This window comes from Bradyrhizobium sediminis (genome assembly GCF_018736105.1).
GTDB lineage: Bacteria > Pseudomonadota > Alphaproteobacteria > Rhizobiales > Xanthobacteraceae > Bradyrhizobium.
In genome coordinates this window covers 5154745-5166841 of sequence record NZ_CP076135.1, presented here as the reverse complement: position 1 = coordinate 5166841, position 12097 = coordinate 5154745, and the positions used below count along the sequence as shown (strand labels likewise).

Sequence of the window (12097 nt, the reverse complement as noted above, 5' to 3'; positions counted from 1 at the left end):
CTCGAGCCTGCCCGAAAGCAGGTACGTGATTCCTGCAATTTTTCGCAATTCGATGCAACCGCACCTCTTCCGTTGCTATAATAATCAATGGCTTCAAATGCCGGGGCTAGGAGGACGCATGGCCGGGAATTTCCACGACAATGAGGGTCGCCAGCGCTTCGAACTCGACGTCGAGGGCCACATCGCCTTTGTCACCTATCGCAAATCGCCCGGCGCCATCACCCTGGTTCATACCGAGGTGCCGCCGGAACTGGGCGGGCGGGGAATTGGCTCGAAGCTCGGACGCGCGACCCTGGACGCGGTGCGGGCGCAGGGGCGGAAACTCACCGTCGAATGCGATTTCATCCGCTCCTATATCGACAAGCATCCCGAATACAGCGATCTGCTGGCTCCCGGCGCGAAAGAGAAGCCGGTTGCCGCCGTCCACAAGGCTGGTTGCTTTTGCGGCGCGGTCGAGATCGAGGTGACGGGCAAGCCGACGTTCGCGGGCTATTGTCATTGCCGCGACTGCCAGGCCTGGTCTGCCGCGCCGATCAACGCCTTCAGCCTGTGGCCTTCGAGCAGCGTGCGGATCACCAAAGGCGAGGCCGATATCGGTACCTTCCACAAGACCGAGAATTCCTACCGCAAGTTCTGCAAGGTCTGCGGCGGACATGTCATGACGGAGCATCCGCGCCTGCGGCTGATCGACGTCTATGCCAATCTGCTGCAGGGCTTTGCGCATCAGCCGACGCTGCACGCCAATTACGGGAGCAAGATGGTTTCCGTGAAGGACGGGCTGCCGAAGTTCAAGGATCTGCCCGCCGAACTCGGCGGCTCCGGCGAGACCTTGCCGGACTAGCTAGCCGGGGTTTGAGGCGGCCGATGGCAACACCTCTGGTCCGCCGAACGCGACCACCCGGCCGCGCCTGAGCATCACGACCTGCGTCGCCAGCCGGCGCATTTCGGCGGCGTCGTGGCTGACATAGACCATCGGCACATTGGCCTCGTCGCGCAGGCGCACCAGATAGGGCAGGATCTCCACCTTGCGTTCTTCGTCGAGCGAGCCGAGCGGCTCATCGAGCAGCAGCAATCTCGGCTGCGCCAATAGCGCCCGCCCCAGAGCGACGCGCTGGCGTTCGCCGCCGGAGAGCTGGCCTGGACGGCGGTCGAGCAGGCCGCCGATATCGAGCAGGTCGGTGACGCGCGTGCGCTGCGCGGCATCGTCGGCCAGCCGGTTCATCCGCCGGCCGTAGTCGAGATTTTGCCTGATATCGAGATGCGGAAACAGCCGCGCATCCTGGAACACGTAGCCGATGCGGCGGCGATGCGCCGGGACATGGACATGGCGAGCGGTGTCGTCGAGCGTCTCGCCGTCGACGGCGATGACGCCGCGATCGGGCCGCAGCAATCCGGCGATGATGTTGATCAGCGAGGTCTTGCCGGCGCCGGAGGCGCCGAACAATCCGGTGACCCGGCCTTCGCTGGCGAACGAAGCTTCGATCGAGAACTCGCCGAGTTGTTTTGCGACGTCGACGCGCAGCATGGTCAATTCCCGTGCAGGCGTTTTGTGGCGCGCCGCGCGAACCATTCGGAGGCGACCAGCGCGGCCAGCGCGATGACGATGGATACCGCCACCAGCCGCAGCGCCGCGGCGTCGCCGTCCGGCGTCTGGATCAGCGAATAGATCGCCGACGAGATGGTCTGGGTCTCGCCGGGAATATTCGACACGAAGGTGATGGTCGCGCCGAACTCGCCGAGCGCCTTGGCAAAGCCCAGCACCATGCCGGCCAGCACGCCCGGCAGCGCCAGCGGCAGCGTGATGGTCAGGAACACGCGCCAGGGTGCGGCGCCCAGCGTGCCCGCCGCCTGCTCGAGCTTGCGGTCGACCGCCTCGATCGACAGCCGGATCGGCCGCACCAGCAGCGGAAACGCCATGATGCCGCAGGCCAATGCCGCCCCGGTCCAGCGGAACGCGAACACGATGCCGAGATGATCGGCGAGCCACGCGCCGACCAGGCCGCGCCGGCCGAAGGTCAGCAGCAGCAGATAGCCGGTCACGACCGGCGGCAGCACCAGCGGCAGATGGATCGCCGCGTCGACCAGCGACTTGCCCCAGAAGTCGCGCCGCGCCAGCAGCCACGCCAGCGCGATGCCGAGCGGCGTCGCCACCAGCGTCGCGACCGCGGCGACCCGCAGCGAAAGCTGGATCGCCGTCCATTCGGTGGGCGAGAGGTCGAACATCAGGAAGTCGGTCGGATCAGGAACGAGAAGCCGTATTTCTCGAAGATGGCCTTGGCCGCCGGCGAGCGCAGAAAGGCGAGGTATTCGGCGGCTTGCGGCCTGGCGGTCGCCGTCGCGGCCACGGGATAGATGATGGCGGGGTGGGAATCCGCCGGAAAGGCGCCGACGATCTTGACGCCGGGTTCGACTTTGGCGTCGGTCGCATAGACGATGCCGAGCGGCGCTTCGCCGCGCGCCACCAGCGTCAGCGCGGCGCGCACGTTCTCGGCCATCGCGAATTTCGGTTCCGCCGCCTGCCAGGCGCCGAGTTTCTCCAGCGCCGCCCTGGCGTATTTGCCTGATGGTACCGCCTTCACATCGCCGGTGGCGATCCGGCCGTCGCCGGCGAGTTTTGAAAGATCGAAGCCCGGTCCGATCGCCACCTTGTCGAGTTTGGATTCCTTCGGCGCGATCAGCACGATGCTGTTGCCGAGCAGATTGACCCGCGTCGGTTCGTTGATGGTCTTTTTTGCGATCGCATAGTCCATCCAGTCGGTGTCGGCGGATACGAAAACATCCGCCGGCGCGCCCTGCTCGATCTGTTTGGCCAGTGCCGAACTCGCGGCGTAGCTGGCGACGATCCTGATTCCGCTCCTGGCGGTATAGGCGGCGTCGACCTCGTCGAGCGCGTTCTTCATCGAGGCTGCGGCGAACACCGTCAGGCTCTCGTCCTGCGCCAGCACAGGGGCCGCTCCACACAAGAGGGCGAAGGCGGCAAGAAGTCCGGCGAGACGACGCATCGTGGCGCTCCATGCGTGAAGGCGGCGCGTTTTGCGCGCGCAAGTCAGGCGGTGATGGTGGAATGCGACAGGCGGAAGCGCCGTTCCGCTGCTCCGGAGGATTTACGATCCGTCCGGACATCGCCGAAAGAAAGCTTACAGCATTGCCGGGCCCGCGCAAAGGGCTCCGCGCGACCGGCTATTGCCTGGCGTCCGGCGCGTGCAACACCGCTTTGCAGGCGGGCGGCAGTTGCGCCAGCGTCATCGGCGGCCGCGGTTTCGGCGGCTCCTTCGGCGGCTTCGGGTGGATGATGGCATCCTTGAACCAGTAGGCAAGATCGCCGGGGCTGCAGCCCTCGCTTGCCGTCGGCTCCGGCTGGCTCTCGCATTCATCGCTGCCCGGCGGGCACTTGATGCGGACATGGAAGTGATAGTCGTGGCCGTACATCGGCCGCACCTTGTGCAGCCAGCTGCGGTCGCCCTTGGCTTCGCGGCACAGCGCCTTCTTGATCGCGGCGTTGACGAAGATGCGCTGCACGGTCGGCTCCTGGGCCGCGGCGCGGATCACATTGAGATGGGTCGGCGTCCAGGTGCTGGGCTCGATGTCGAGCCGGTCGGAGCGCACCATCATGACCGCGGACATTTCCTCGCGCTCGTTGCGCGACAATTGCCGGTTCGGCATCGGCGTCAGCCAGATGTCGGCATCCAGCCCGACTTGATGGCTGGCGTGCCCGGTCAGCATCGGGCCGCCGCGCGGCTGCGACATGTCGCCGACCAGTATGCCCGGCCAGCCGGCGTCCTTGTGCGCCTTGGCCGCCAGCCGCTCCACCAGCTTCACCAGGTCGGGATGTCCCCAGTTGCGGTTGCGCGACAGCCGCATCACCTGCCAGGTCGGGCCGTTGATCGGCAGCGCATCCGAACCCGCGATGCAGCCCTTGGCATAGAACCCTACCACGCGCGTCGGCATCGCCGTCGGCAGTATCTTGCGGCCGAACAGTTCCTTGGCGCCGAGCTTGGGATCGTTGGGGTTGGCCAGCGGCGGCAGCGGCTTCGGATTGACGCTGCCCTTGTCTTGCGCCAGTGCCATGCCGGAACTGACGGCGACGGACAGCAGAACGAGCAAAGTGAGAATCGGGCGGGGGCTCATCAATCGGATCACTCTATCGCGCGAAGCCTAATACCCGGAATCATAAATCGGTAATGCAGCCATCCTTCGAGACGGCCGCTTCGCGGCCTCCTCAGGATGAGGTCTAACTTGTTGATACACAACAACCTCATGCCCGGATGAGCGCTTCGCGCTCACTCGGGAGGAGCGAGCATCGCGAGCGTCTCGAAGCATGGGCAACAAGCGACTCACTGACCATTGATAATGAATACTAACACGCAATTCGACGACCGGCGATAAGCCGCGCCGGGCGCAACGGCCTGATTTTTCGGGCCGGGTTTTTGCGAATGCACTGCCGGCGGCAGGTTAAGATTAGCCGCTGACGCCGGCGCGCGCCGGTGTTGTCGTCCAGATCGACAAGTCGTCGCAGCGCATGGCCGTGAGCGTCGACGGCATGACGCGATACTCCTGGCCGGTTTCGACCGGCCGCAACGGCTACGGCACGCCGAGCGGCGTATTCCATCCGCAGATGATGGCGCGGCGCTGGTACTCGCGGCGTTATTACAACTCGCCGATGCCGCATTCGATCTTCTTCTATCATGGCTTCGCCATTCACGGCACCACCGAGCTGGCGCGGCTCGGCGGCCCGGCGTCGCATGGCTGTGTCCGGCTGCATCCGTCGCATGCGGCGGCGTTGTTCGCATTGGTGGAGCGCAGCGGCCCGCGCAACACGCGGATCGAGATTTCGAACCAGAGAGCGTGTTCGAGCGAAGCATGCCCTCGGACTTGATCCGGGGGTGGAAGCCGGTTCGCGTCAAGAACACGCGTCAAAACAGAGACTGGCGACGCGTTCCTTAACTGTCCGATAACCCTGTCGGGCATTGACGAAAATTCGTGCGACGCCGCGGAAATTCGCGCGTCCATTGTGCAGTCTTGATCTAGATCAACTATCCGCCGGCGATTCTGCCGCGCGCATTCGCCGATACCGCCGATCTTGCACCGTGGGACAACTTTCGTTGCGCGGATGTCCGGGAACTCGCCACTTAAACGGGCAGCCGAAACTTTAGTCTACCGACCGCGAACCTCGCCGGCACGGTGCCCCGGCAGGTAAGTGTTACCATTTTTTTCAGACACTTATCGGAGAACAGGCGGCGCAGAATGCGAGTGGACGTAAGCGAATGAAAAGTCATCGGCCAAAGCCAGCCAAGAAGAAATCGAAGCACGCGGCGATTGCCCGCCTTCCCGGCCGGCCGGCAAAACCCAGTCCCAAACTCTCTTCCTCGAGCCGGCGCGTTGCCGCCGAGATCGGCGAGATCGTGCGCAAGCGCGCCGAGGCGGAAGCCGCGATCGCCGAAGCGCGAAAATCCCACGAGCGGCTGCGCGAGGCGATCGACATCCTGCCGCAAGGCATCGTGTTCCTCGACGCCGAAGGCCGCTACATTCTCTGGAACAAGAAATATGCCGAGATCTACAATCGCAGCTCGGACCTGTTCAAGCCGGGCGCGCGGCTGCAGGACACGATCCGCATCGGCGTCGAGCGCGGCGACTATCCGGAAGCGATCGGCCGCGAAGAAGAATGGATCAAGGAGCGGCTGACAAGACTCTATCAGCCCGGCGAACGGCACGAGCAGACCCTCAGCGACGGCCGCTGCATCCTGATCGAGGAGCGGCTGACCGAAGACGGCGGTATCGTCGGCCTGCGCGTCGACATCACCGAGCTGAAGCAGCGCGAGGCTTCGTTCCGACTGCTGTTCGACAGCAATCCGGTTCCGATGATCGTCTGTGCACTGGACGACGAGCGCATCCTCGGCGTCAACGCCGCCGCCATCGAGCATTACGGCTACAGCCGCGCCGAATTCGAGAAGCTGACCATCCGCAGCGTGCAGGCCTTCGAAACCGAATTGCCCTGGGGCGGGGACCGCTCCAGCGACGAGCAGACCGCGCGGACCTGGAAGCACGTCCGGGCCGACGGCGCGCTGATCGATCTGGCGATCTATTCGCGCCAGCTGGTCTACAACGACCAGCCCGCGGTACTGCTGGCGCTGATGGATATCACCGAGCGCAAGCGTGCCGAGGCGCGGCTCGCCTTCATGGCCCAGCACGACAGCCTGACCGGGCTGCCGAACCGCAATCTGCTGCGTCAGCAGATGGATGACATCCTGCTGCATACGCGGCGCAGCGCCGAAAAGGTCGCGGTGCTGGTGCTCGGCCTCGACAATTTCAAGGCGGTCAACGATACGCTCGGCCACGGCATTGGTGACAAGCTGCTGCGCGGCGTCGCCAAGCGCCTGCGGTCGAGCTTGCGCGAGGAAGACGCGCTGGCCCGCCTCAACTCCGACGAGTTTGCGATCATCCAGAGCGGATTGACGCGCCCCGAGGATGCGGTGCTGCTGTCGAAGCGGTTGCTTGCGGCGATCGGAGAGACCTTTCTGCTGGACGGCCATTCGGTGGTCATCGGCGCCAGCGTCGGCATCGCCATGGCGCCGGGTGACGGTGACGATTCCGAGAAGCTTCTCAAGAGCGCCGACATGGCGCTGTCGCGCGCCAAGAACGAGCAGCGCGGCACCTTCAGCTTCTTCGAACCCGGCATGGACGCCCGTGCTCAAAGCCGCCGCAGGATCGAAATCGATCTGCGCGACGCGATCCAGAACGACGTATTGCGGCCGCATTATCAGCCGCTGATCGATCTGGCGACCGGTCGCATCACCGGCTTCGAGGCGCTGGTGCGCTGGCCGGATCCCGAGCGCGGCATGATATCGCCGGCCGAATTCATTCCGGTCGCCGAAGAGACCGGCCTGATCAATGCGCTGGGCGGATTGATGTTGCGCCGCGCCTGTACGGACGCCGCGCTCTGGCCCGACGACGTCCGTGTCGCGGTCAACCTGTCGCCGCTGCAGTTCCGTGTCGGCAACCTGCTGTCGCTGGTGATGGATGCGCTGAAGCAATCCGGCCTGCCGGCCAAGCGGCTGGAGCTGGAAATCACCGAAACGCTGCTTCTGGAAAAGAGCAGCCAGGTGCTGGCCACGCTGCACGCGCTGCGCGCGCTCGGCGTCCGCATCTCGATGGACGATTTCGGCACCGGCTATTCCAGCCTGAGCTATCTCAGGAGTTTTCCGTTCGACAAGATCAAGATCGATCAGTCGTTCGTGCGCGGCCTCGGCTCCAATCGCGATGCCCAGGCGATCGTGCGTTCGATCATCAGCCTCGGCAAGGGCCTCGGGGTCACGATCACCGCCGAGGGCGTCGAGACCGAAGCCGAATTGAGCTGCCTGCGCGCCGAAGGCTGCCACGAGGGGCAGGGCTTTCTGTTCAGCCGCGCGCGGCCGAACGCCGAGATCGTCAGCTTGCTGCAGGCACAGCGCGGCGCGGCGCCCGTCGCGCCGGTGGATACCGGCGAGGAAGCCGCGCTGGTGGCGTGAGGCAGTCATTCCGGGGCGATGCGAAGCATCGAACCCGGAATCTCGAGATTCCCCGGTGCGCAATTGCGCACCTGCGGTCTGGTGCTAGCGCACCATCCCGGAATGACAGCGGAATGCTATTTCCAGCGTCCCGCCTTGCGCTTGCGCCGATGATAGGTCAGCGCCAGCGCCACGCAGTGGCGCAGCGCCTGTTCGGGAATATCATCGTCCGCATTCAAGAGGATGCTGCGGTTGCCGCCATAGCTCAGTTCGGTCGGGTACAGCTCGCGAAAAGTCTCGACCAGGCCGGTCTGGCAATGGAAGAACACCGCGTAGCGGTTGGCGGCGGATTTTACCCGGTCGATCCGGATCGTGCTGCCGCTTTTGGTCTCTGACGTGAGATAGCTCGGCTGCCCCCATTTCAGGGCTTCCTCAAGCGCGCCGACGCCACCGGTGGTCCTGGCGGTGTCGAAGATCAGCCGGCGCAGCGCCAGCAATCTCGCCCGGAGCGGTTCCGGATAGGCGCTGAACACCGCAGCCACCGCGGGATCGGCAAATCCCGCGCCGGACTTCTTCGCGGGGTTCTTTCCCCCGCCGATCTTCCTTGCTGGGCGCTTCATCGGGAAAGGATCGCCTTGCCGACATCCTCGTAATGGCTGTCGCGGGCCTGGAGCTGCTGGGCGATGGCGTGCATGTCGCGAAAACGGCGCTCGAACCTGTTGGCGCTGAACACCGCAGTGGCGCCGGCCATGTGATAGGCGGCATCGACCACGGCGGCCGCCTGGTGAATAGTCCAGGTCGTGGCGAGCCGCAGCGCCATGCGGTGCTGTTCGGTGACAACGCCGTCGCGCGTCAGATCGCCCCAGACTTCGCGGGTCGTGGCATAGAGATAGGCGCGTGCCGCGCGCAAATTGCCTTCGAGGCGCCCGATCTGTCCCTGCACGGCATTGTTCTCGCGCATCGCCTTGATGCCGGCCGGGGTTTTGCTGCGCGCAAGCTCGATGGCGGCGTCCAGCGTGGCGCGGGCGACGCCGACCGAGACCGCGGCAAATCCCTGCGCGTACACCAGGTTGGTGGGGATCCGGTAGAGCGGCCCCTGTTCGCGCAAGGCCGTGGGCTCGTCGCGTAGCGCTGCGAATTTTTCCGGAATGAACAGGTTGTCGACCGAATAGGAGTCGGTGCCGGTGCCCTTCAGGCCGATCACGTCCCAGACGTCGTACATCGTGGCGCTGCTCGCCGGAAACAGGATGGTGCGTATTTCCAGCGCACCGCCGGGGCCCCGCCGCCGCGTGCCGTCGGCTTCGACGACCTGGACATGGGCGCCGAGCCAGCTCGCCTGACGGGAGCCGCTGGCGAAATTCCAGCGCCCGGTGGCGCGGTAGCCGCCGGGAACGGCATGAACCTCGTTGGCGATGGCGCCCCAGGCAAGGATATCGGTTGGCCGGGCGAAAATCTCGCGCGCCGCGTCGGCGTCAAGCCAGGCCGCAGTCATGGCGCAGACCGAGCATTGGCCGAGGCACCACGCCGTGGAGGCATCGGCTTTTGCAACCTCCTCCAGCATCTGCATGAAGATCTCGGGCGGCGCCTCGGTGCCGCCGAGGCTTTGCGGCAGCAGCGCCCGATAGAGCCCGTTCTCGATCAGGGCGGAAACCACCGGCTGGGTCAGCCGCCGCGTCCGCTCGATCTCGTCGGCCTCCTGCGCGATCAGCGGCGCCAGCGCCCGCGCGCGCTCGATCAGTCCGAAGCCGGGAAGTTTGTTCATGCGTTTCCTCGCCCTTTTTGGGTTTTTTGGCTGGCGAAGCCGCAATGGTGGTCCATCCGCCGCCGCCGATCAAGATGGCTGGAGCATGGGAGGAGTCCGGATTCGGGGCTGCGCGTTTCAAAACGCCGCAACTTCCTGCTAGGATATCCGTATTTCGCGTCGTGATCCCTTGCGTGATCCCTTGGGAGTACGGGCCTTGGCGCAAAACGGCTTTCTGCTCATTGCCGATATTACCGGCTACACCATGTTCCTGACGCGCCTCGAAGATCGCGCGGGAGCGGCTGGTAGCGGAAGACATCGCGGCTCCCGTCGCGTAGCGCGAGCAGACGGCGATGCCTGATTGTCCTTCATGGCACCTCGTGCTAGTCAGCCGCGCCCAAATCTGTCACCGCGCATCTGCGCCAGTTGGCTGGAACGGCCGGGACATCGATGTCGAAAATCAATATCGCCACGTTTGCCGCCGCCGATCAGCGTGGAGTCCTGGATGTCATCCTGCCGATCCAGCAACGGGAATTTGGCGTTCCCATCACCGAAGCGGATCAGCCGGACCTCACGAACATTCCCGAGTTCTACCAATCGGGGACCGGCGGCTTCTGGGTGGCTCGGTCTAATGACGAAGTGGTCGGAACCGTCGGATTGAAAGATATCGGTCTGCGGCAGGCGGCGTTGCGAAAGATGTTTGTTGCCGCTCCGTTTCGTGGCCGGGAGTTCGGAGTGGCGGGAAAGCTTCTGGATGCCTTGCTGGCGCATGCTCGCGCGCAGGGTATCGCCGAGATCTTTCTCGGCACCACGGACAAATTCCTGGCGGCGCATCGATTTTACGAAAAGCAGGGATTCAAGGAGCTGGAGAAAGCCGGCCTGCCCAAGGCATTCCCGATCATGGCCGTCGATTCGAAGTTCTATGTCCTGAGCGTGCCGTAGGGACTGCGAGTGCCATCAGGACGGCGATCGATTTTGCTCAGCTATCCACCTTCAGCGCCGCAATGAACGCTTCCTGCGGGATGTCGACCTTGCCGAACTGCCGCATCTTCTTCTTGCCTTCCTTCTGCTTCTCCAGAAGTTTGCGCTTGCGGGTGATGTCGCCGCCATAGCACTTGGCGGTGACGTCCTTGCGCAGCGCGCGGACGGTTTCGCGGGCGATCACCTTGCCGCCGATCGCGGCCTGGATCGGGATCTGGAACATGTGCGGCGGGATCAGTTCCTTCATCCGCTCCACCATGGCGCGGCCGCGGCCTTCGGCGCGGGTGCGATGCACCAGCATCGACAGCGCGTCCACCGGCTCGTTGTTGACCAGGATCTGCATCTTGACCAGATCGGCCGGCTTGTAGTCGGTGAGGTGGTAGTCGAACGAGGCGTAGCCCTTGGAGACCGACTTCAGCCGGTCGTAGAAATCGAACACCACCTCGTTGAGCGGCAGGTCGTATTTCACCATCGCGCGCGAGCCGACGTAAGTCAGCTCCTTCTGCGAGCCGCGGCGGTCCTGGCACAGTTTCAAGACGCTGCCGAGATATTCGTCGGGGGTCAGGATCGTGGCCTCGATCCACGGTTCCTGGATCTCGGCGATCTTGACCACATCGGGCATGTCGACGGGGTTGTGGATCTCGATCTCCTGGCCGTCGGTGAGGTGCATCTTGTAGATCACGCTCGGCGCGGTCGCGATCAGGTTGAGATCGAACTCGCGCGACAGGCGCTCCTGGATGATCTCCAGATGCAGCAGCCCGAGGAAGCCGCAGCGGAAGCCGAAGCCGAGCGCGGCGGAAGTTTCCATCTCGAACGAGAAGCTGGCGTCGTTGAGGCGCAGCTTGCCCATCGCCGCGCGCAGCGTTTCGAAGTCGTCGGCGTCGACCGGGAACAGGCCGCAGAACACGACCGGGATCGCCGGCTTGAAGCCGGGCAGCATCTCGGTGACCGGCTTCCTGTCGTCGGTGATGGTGTCGCCGACGCGGGTGTCGGCGACTTCCTTGATCGCCGCGGTGATGAAGCCGATCTCGCCGGGGCCGAGTTCGTCGACCTGCGTCATCTTCGGCGTGAAGAAGCCGACGCGCTCGACGTCGTAGGCGGCGTTGGTGCCCATCATCCGGATGCGGCTGTTCTTCTTCATCACGCCGTCGACGATCCGCACCAGCACCACGACGCCGAGATAGACGTCGTACCAGCTGTCGACCAGCAGCGCCTTCAAGGTGGCGTCGCGGTCGCCCTTCGGCGGCGGCAGTCGGGTGACGATCGCCTCCAGCACGTCGGGAACGCCCAGGCCCGTCTTGGCCGAAATCATCACGGCTTCCGACGCGTCGATGCCGATGACGTCCTCGATCTGCTGCTTGACCTTCTCGGGTTCCGCCGCGGGCAGGTCGACCTTGTTGAGGACCGGCACGATCTCGTGATTGTTGTCGAGCGCCTGATAGACATTGGCGAGCGTCTGCGCCTCGACGCCCTGGCTGGCGTCGACCACCAGCAGCGATCCTTCGCAGGCCGCCAGCGAGCGCGAGACTTCGTAGGCGAAGTCGACATGGCCCGGCGTGTCCATCAGATTGAAGATGTAATCCTTGCCGTCCTTGGCGTGATAGTTGAGCCGGACGGTCTGCGCCTTGATGGTGATGCCGCGCTCGCGCTCGATATCCATGGAATCGAGCACTTGTTCCTTGCCCGCCATTTCGCGATCGGTCAGGCCCCCGGTCATCTGGATCAGGCGGTCGGCCAGCGTCGATTTGCCATGGTCGATATGGGCGACGATGGCGAAGTTGCGGATGTTGGAAATGGGGACGGTTGTCATGGGCGCGGGATAGCATTCGCGCCCCCCAGCGGCAACCATATTGCGCTGTTTTTGCAGGCTTCTTCACGCCAAGCTGATTCC

Annotated in this window: 11 protein-coding genes; 4 read left to right on the top strand and 7 right to left on the bottom strand. The window is 64.5% G+C overall.

Annotation, left to right across the window (positions count from 1 at the left end; translation table 11 throughout):
- Window positions 1-118: 118 nt before the first annotated feature.
- Window positions 119-841 (top strand): N-acetyltransferase, encoded by a 723-nt coding sequence (locus tag KMZ68_RS26260; RefSeq protein WP_371741388.1) that lies wholly within the window; start codon window positions 119-121, stop codon window positions 839-841.
- Here KMZ68_RS26260 and modC read toward each other — a convergent pair whose 3' ends face one another.
- From modC to mepA, 4 genes are all read right to left on the bottom strand, one after another.
- Window positions 842-1525, bottom strand: coding sequence for a molybdenum ABC transporter ATP-binding protein (modC, locus tag KMZ68_RS24595; protein WP_215613690.1), 684 nt, complete (start codon window positions 1523-1525; stop codon window positions 842-844).
- Window positions 1526-1527: 2 nt separating this feature from the next.
- Window positions 1528-2223: a molybdate ABC transporter permease subunit gene (gene modB, locus KMZ68_RS24590; RefSeq protein WP_215613689.1), complete on the bottom strand. Its 696-nt coding sequence runs from the start codon at window positions 2221-2223 to the stop codon at window positions 1528-1530.
- Window positions 2223-3002 carry a molybdate ABC transporter substrate-binding protein gene (gene modA / locus KMZ68_RS24585; RefSeq protein WP_215613688.1) on the bottom strand — a complete coding sequence of 260 codons (780 nt, stop codon included), beginning with the start codon at window positions 3000-3002 and terminating at the stop codon, window positions 2223-2225. Before modA ends, modB begins: the two co-directional genes overlap by 1 nt.
- 178 nt (window positions 3003-3180) lie before the next feature.
- Window positions 3181-4128, bottom strand: a complete 948-nt coding sequence (mepA, locus tag KMZ68_RS24580; protein ID WP_215613687.1) for a penicillin-insensitive murein endopeptidase — start codon at window positions 4126-4128, stop codon at window positions 3181-3183.
- Window positions 4129-4519: 391 nt separating this feature from the next.
- Here mepA and KMZ68_RS24575 point away from each other — a divergent pair, with 391 nt between their 5' ends.
- Both KMZ68_RS24575 and KMZ68_RS24570 read left to right on the top strand, forming a co-directional pair.
- Entirely contained in the window at window positions 4520-4876 is a 357-nt protein-coding gene (locus KMZ68_RS24575; protein WP_249779465.1) for a L,D-transpeptidase, read from the top strand.
- Window positions 4877-5264: 388 nt separating this feature from the next.
- Window positions 5265-7505: a putative bifunctional diguanylate cyclase/phosphodiesterase gene (locus KMZ68_RS24570; RefSeq protein WP_215613686.1), complete on the top strand. Its 2241-nt coding sequence runs from the start codon at window positions 5265-5267 to the stop codon at window positions 7503-7505.
- A 116-nt stretch (window positions 7506-7621) separates the two neighbouring features.
- Here the strand turns inward: KMZ68_RS24570 and KMZ68_RS24565 are convergent, their stop codons facing one another.
- Both KMZ68_RS24565 and KMZ68_RS24560 read right to left on the bottom strand, forming a co-directional pair.
- Window positions 7622-8104, bottom strand: a complete 483-nt coding sequence (locus KMZ68_RS24565) for a DUF1801 domain-containing protein (protein WP_215613685.1) — start codon at window positions 8102-8104, stop codon at window positions 7622-7624.
- On the bottom strand, window positions 8101-9246 hold the full coding sequence (locus KMZ68_RS24560; protein WP_215613684.1) for an acyl-CoA dehydrogenase family protein: 1146 nt from the start codon (window positions 9244-9246) through the stop codon (window positions 8101-8103). Before KMZ68_RS24560 ends, KMZ68_RS24565 begins: the two co-directional genes overlap by 4 nt.
- Before the next feature lie 429 nt (window positions 9247-9675).
- On the opposite strand from KMZ68_RS24560, the gene KMZ68_RS24555 reads away from it, so the two are divergent.
- Window positions 9676-10167, top strand: a complete 492-nt coding sequence (locus KMZ68_RS24555; protein ID WP_215613683.1) for a GNAT family N-acetyltransferase — start codon at window positions 9676-9678, stop codon at window positions 10165-10167.
- A 37-nt stretch (window positions 10168-10204) separates the two neighbouring features.
- On the opposite strand, the gene lepA is transcribed toward KMZ68_RS24555, so the two are convergent.
- A complete protein-coding gene (lepA, locus tag KMZ68_RS24550; protein WP_215603900.1) occupies window positions 10205-12016 on the bottom strand; it encodes a translation elongation factor 4 in 1812 nt (603 codons plus the stop codon).
- Window positions 12017-12097 lie beyond the last annotated feature (81 nt).

Coding starts and splice junctions, on each gene's coding strand:
- KMZ68_RS26260 (WP_371741388.1), top strand. CDS start 119: ATGGCCGGGAATTTCCACGACAATGAGGGTCGCCAGCGCTTCGAACTC.
- modC (WP_215613690.1), bottom strand. CDS start 1,525: ATGCTGCGCGTCGACGTCGCAAAACAACTCGGCGAGTTCTCGATCGAA.
- modB (WP_215613689.1), bottom strand. CDS start 2,223: ATGTTCGACCTCTCGCCCACCGAATGGACGGCGATCCAGCTTTCGCTG.
- modA (WP_215613688.1), bottom strand. CDS start 3,002: ATGCGTCGTCTCGCCGGACTTCTTGCCGCCTTCGCCCTCTTGTGTGGA.
- mepA (WP_215613687.1), bottom strand. CDS start 4,128: ATGAGCCCCCGCCCGATTCTCACTTTGCTCGTTCTGCTGTCCGTCGCC.
- KMZ68_RS24575 (WP_249779465.1), top strand. CDS start 4,520: ATGGCCGTGAGCGTCGACGGCATGACGCGATACTCCTGGCCGGTTTCG.
- KMZ68_RS24570 (WP_215613686.1), top strand. CDS start 5,265: ATGAAAAGTCATCGGCCAAAGCCAGCCAAGAAGAAATCGAAGCACGCG.
- KMZ68_RS24565 (WP_215613685.1), bottom strand. CDS start 8,104: ATGAAGCGCCCAGCAAGGAAGATCGGCGGGGGAAAGAACCCCGCGAAG.
- KMZ68_RS24560 (WP_215613684.1), bottom strand. CDS start 9,246: ATGAACAAACTTCCCGGCTTCGGACTGATCGAGCGCGCGCGGGCGCTG.
- KMZ68_RS24555 (WP_215613683.1), top strand. CDS start 9,676: ATGTCGAAAATCAATATCGCCACGTTTGCCGCCGCCGATCAGCGTGGA.
- lepA (WP_215603900.1), bottom strand. CDS start 12,016: ATGACAACCGTCCCCATTTCCAACATCCGCAACTTCGCCATCGTCGCC.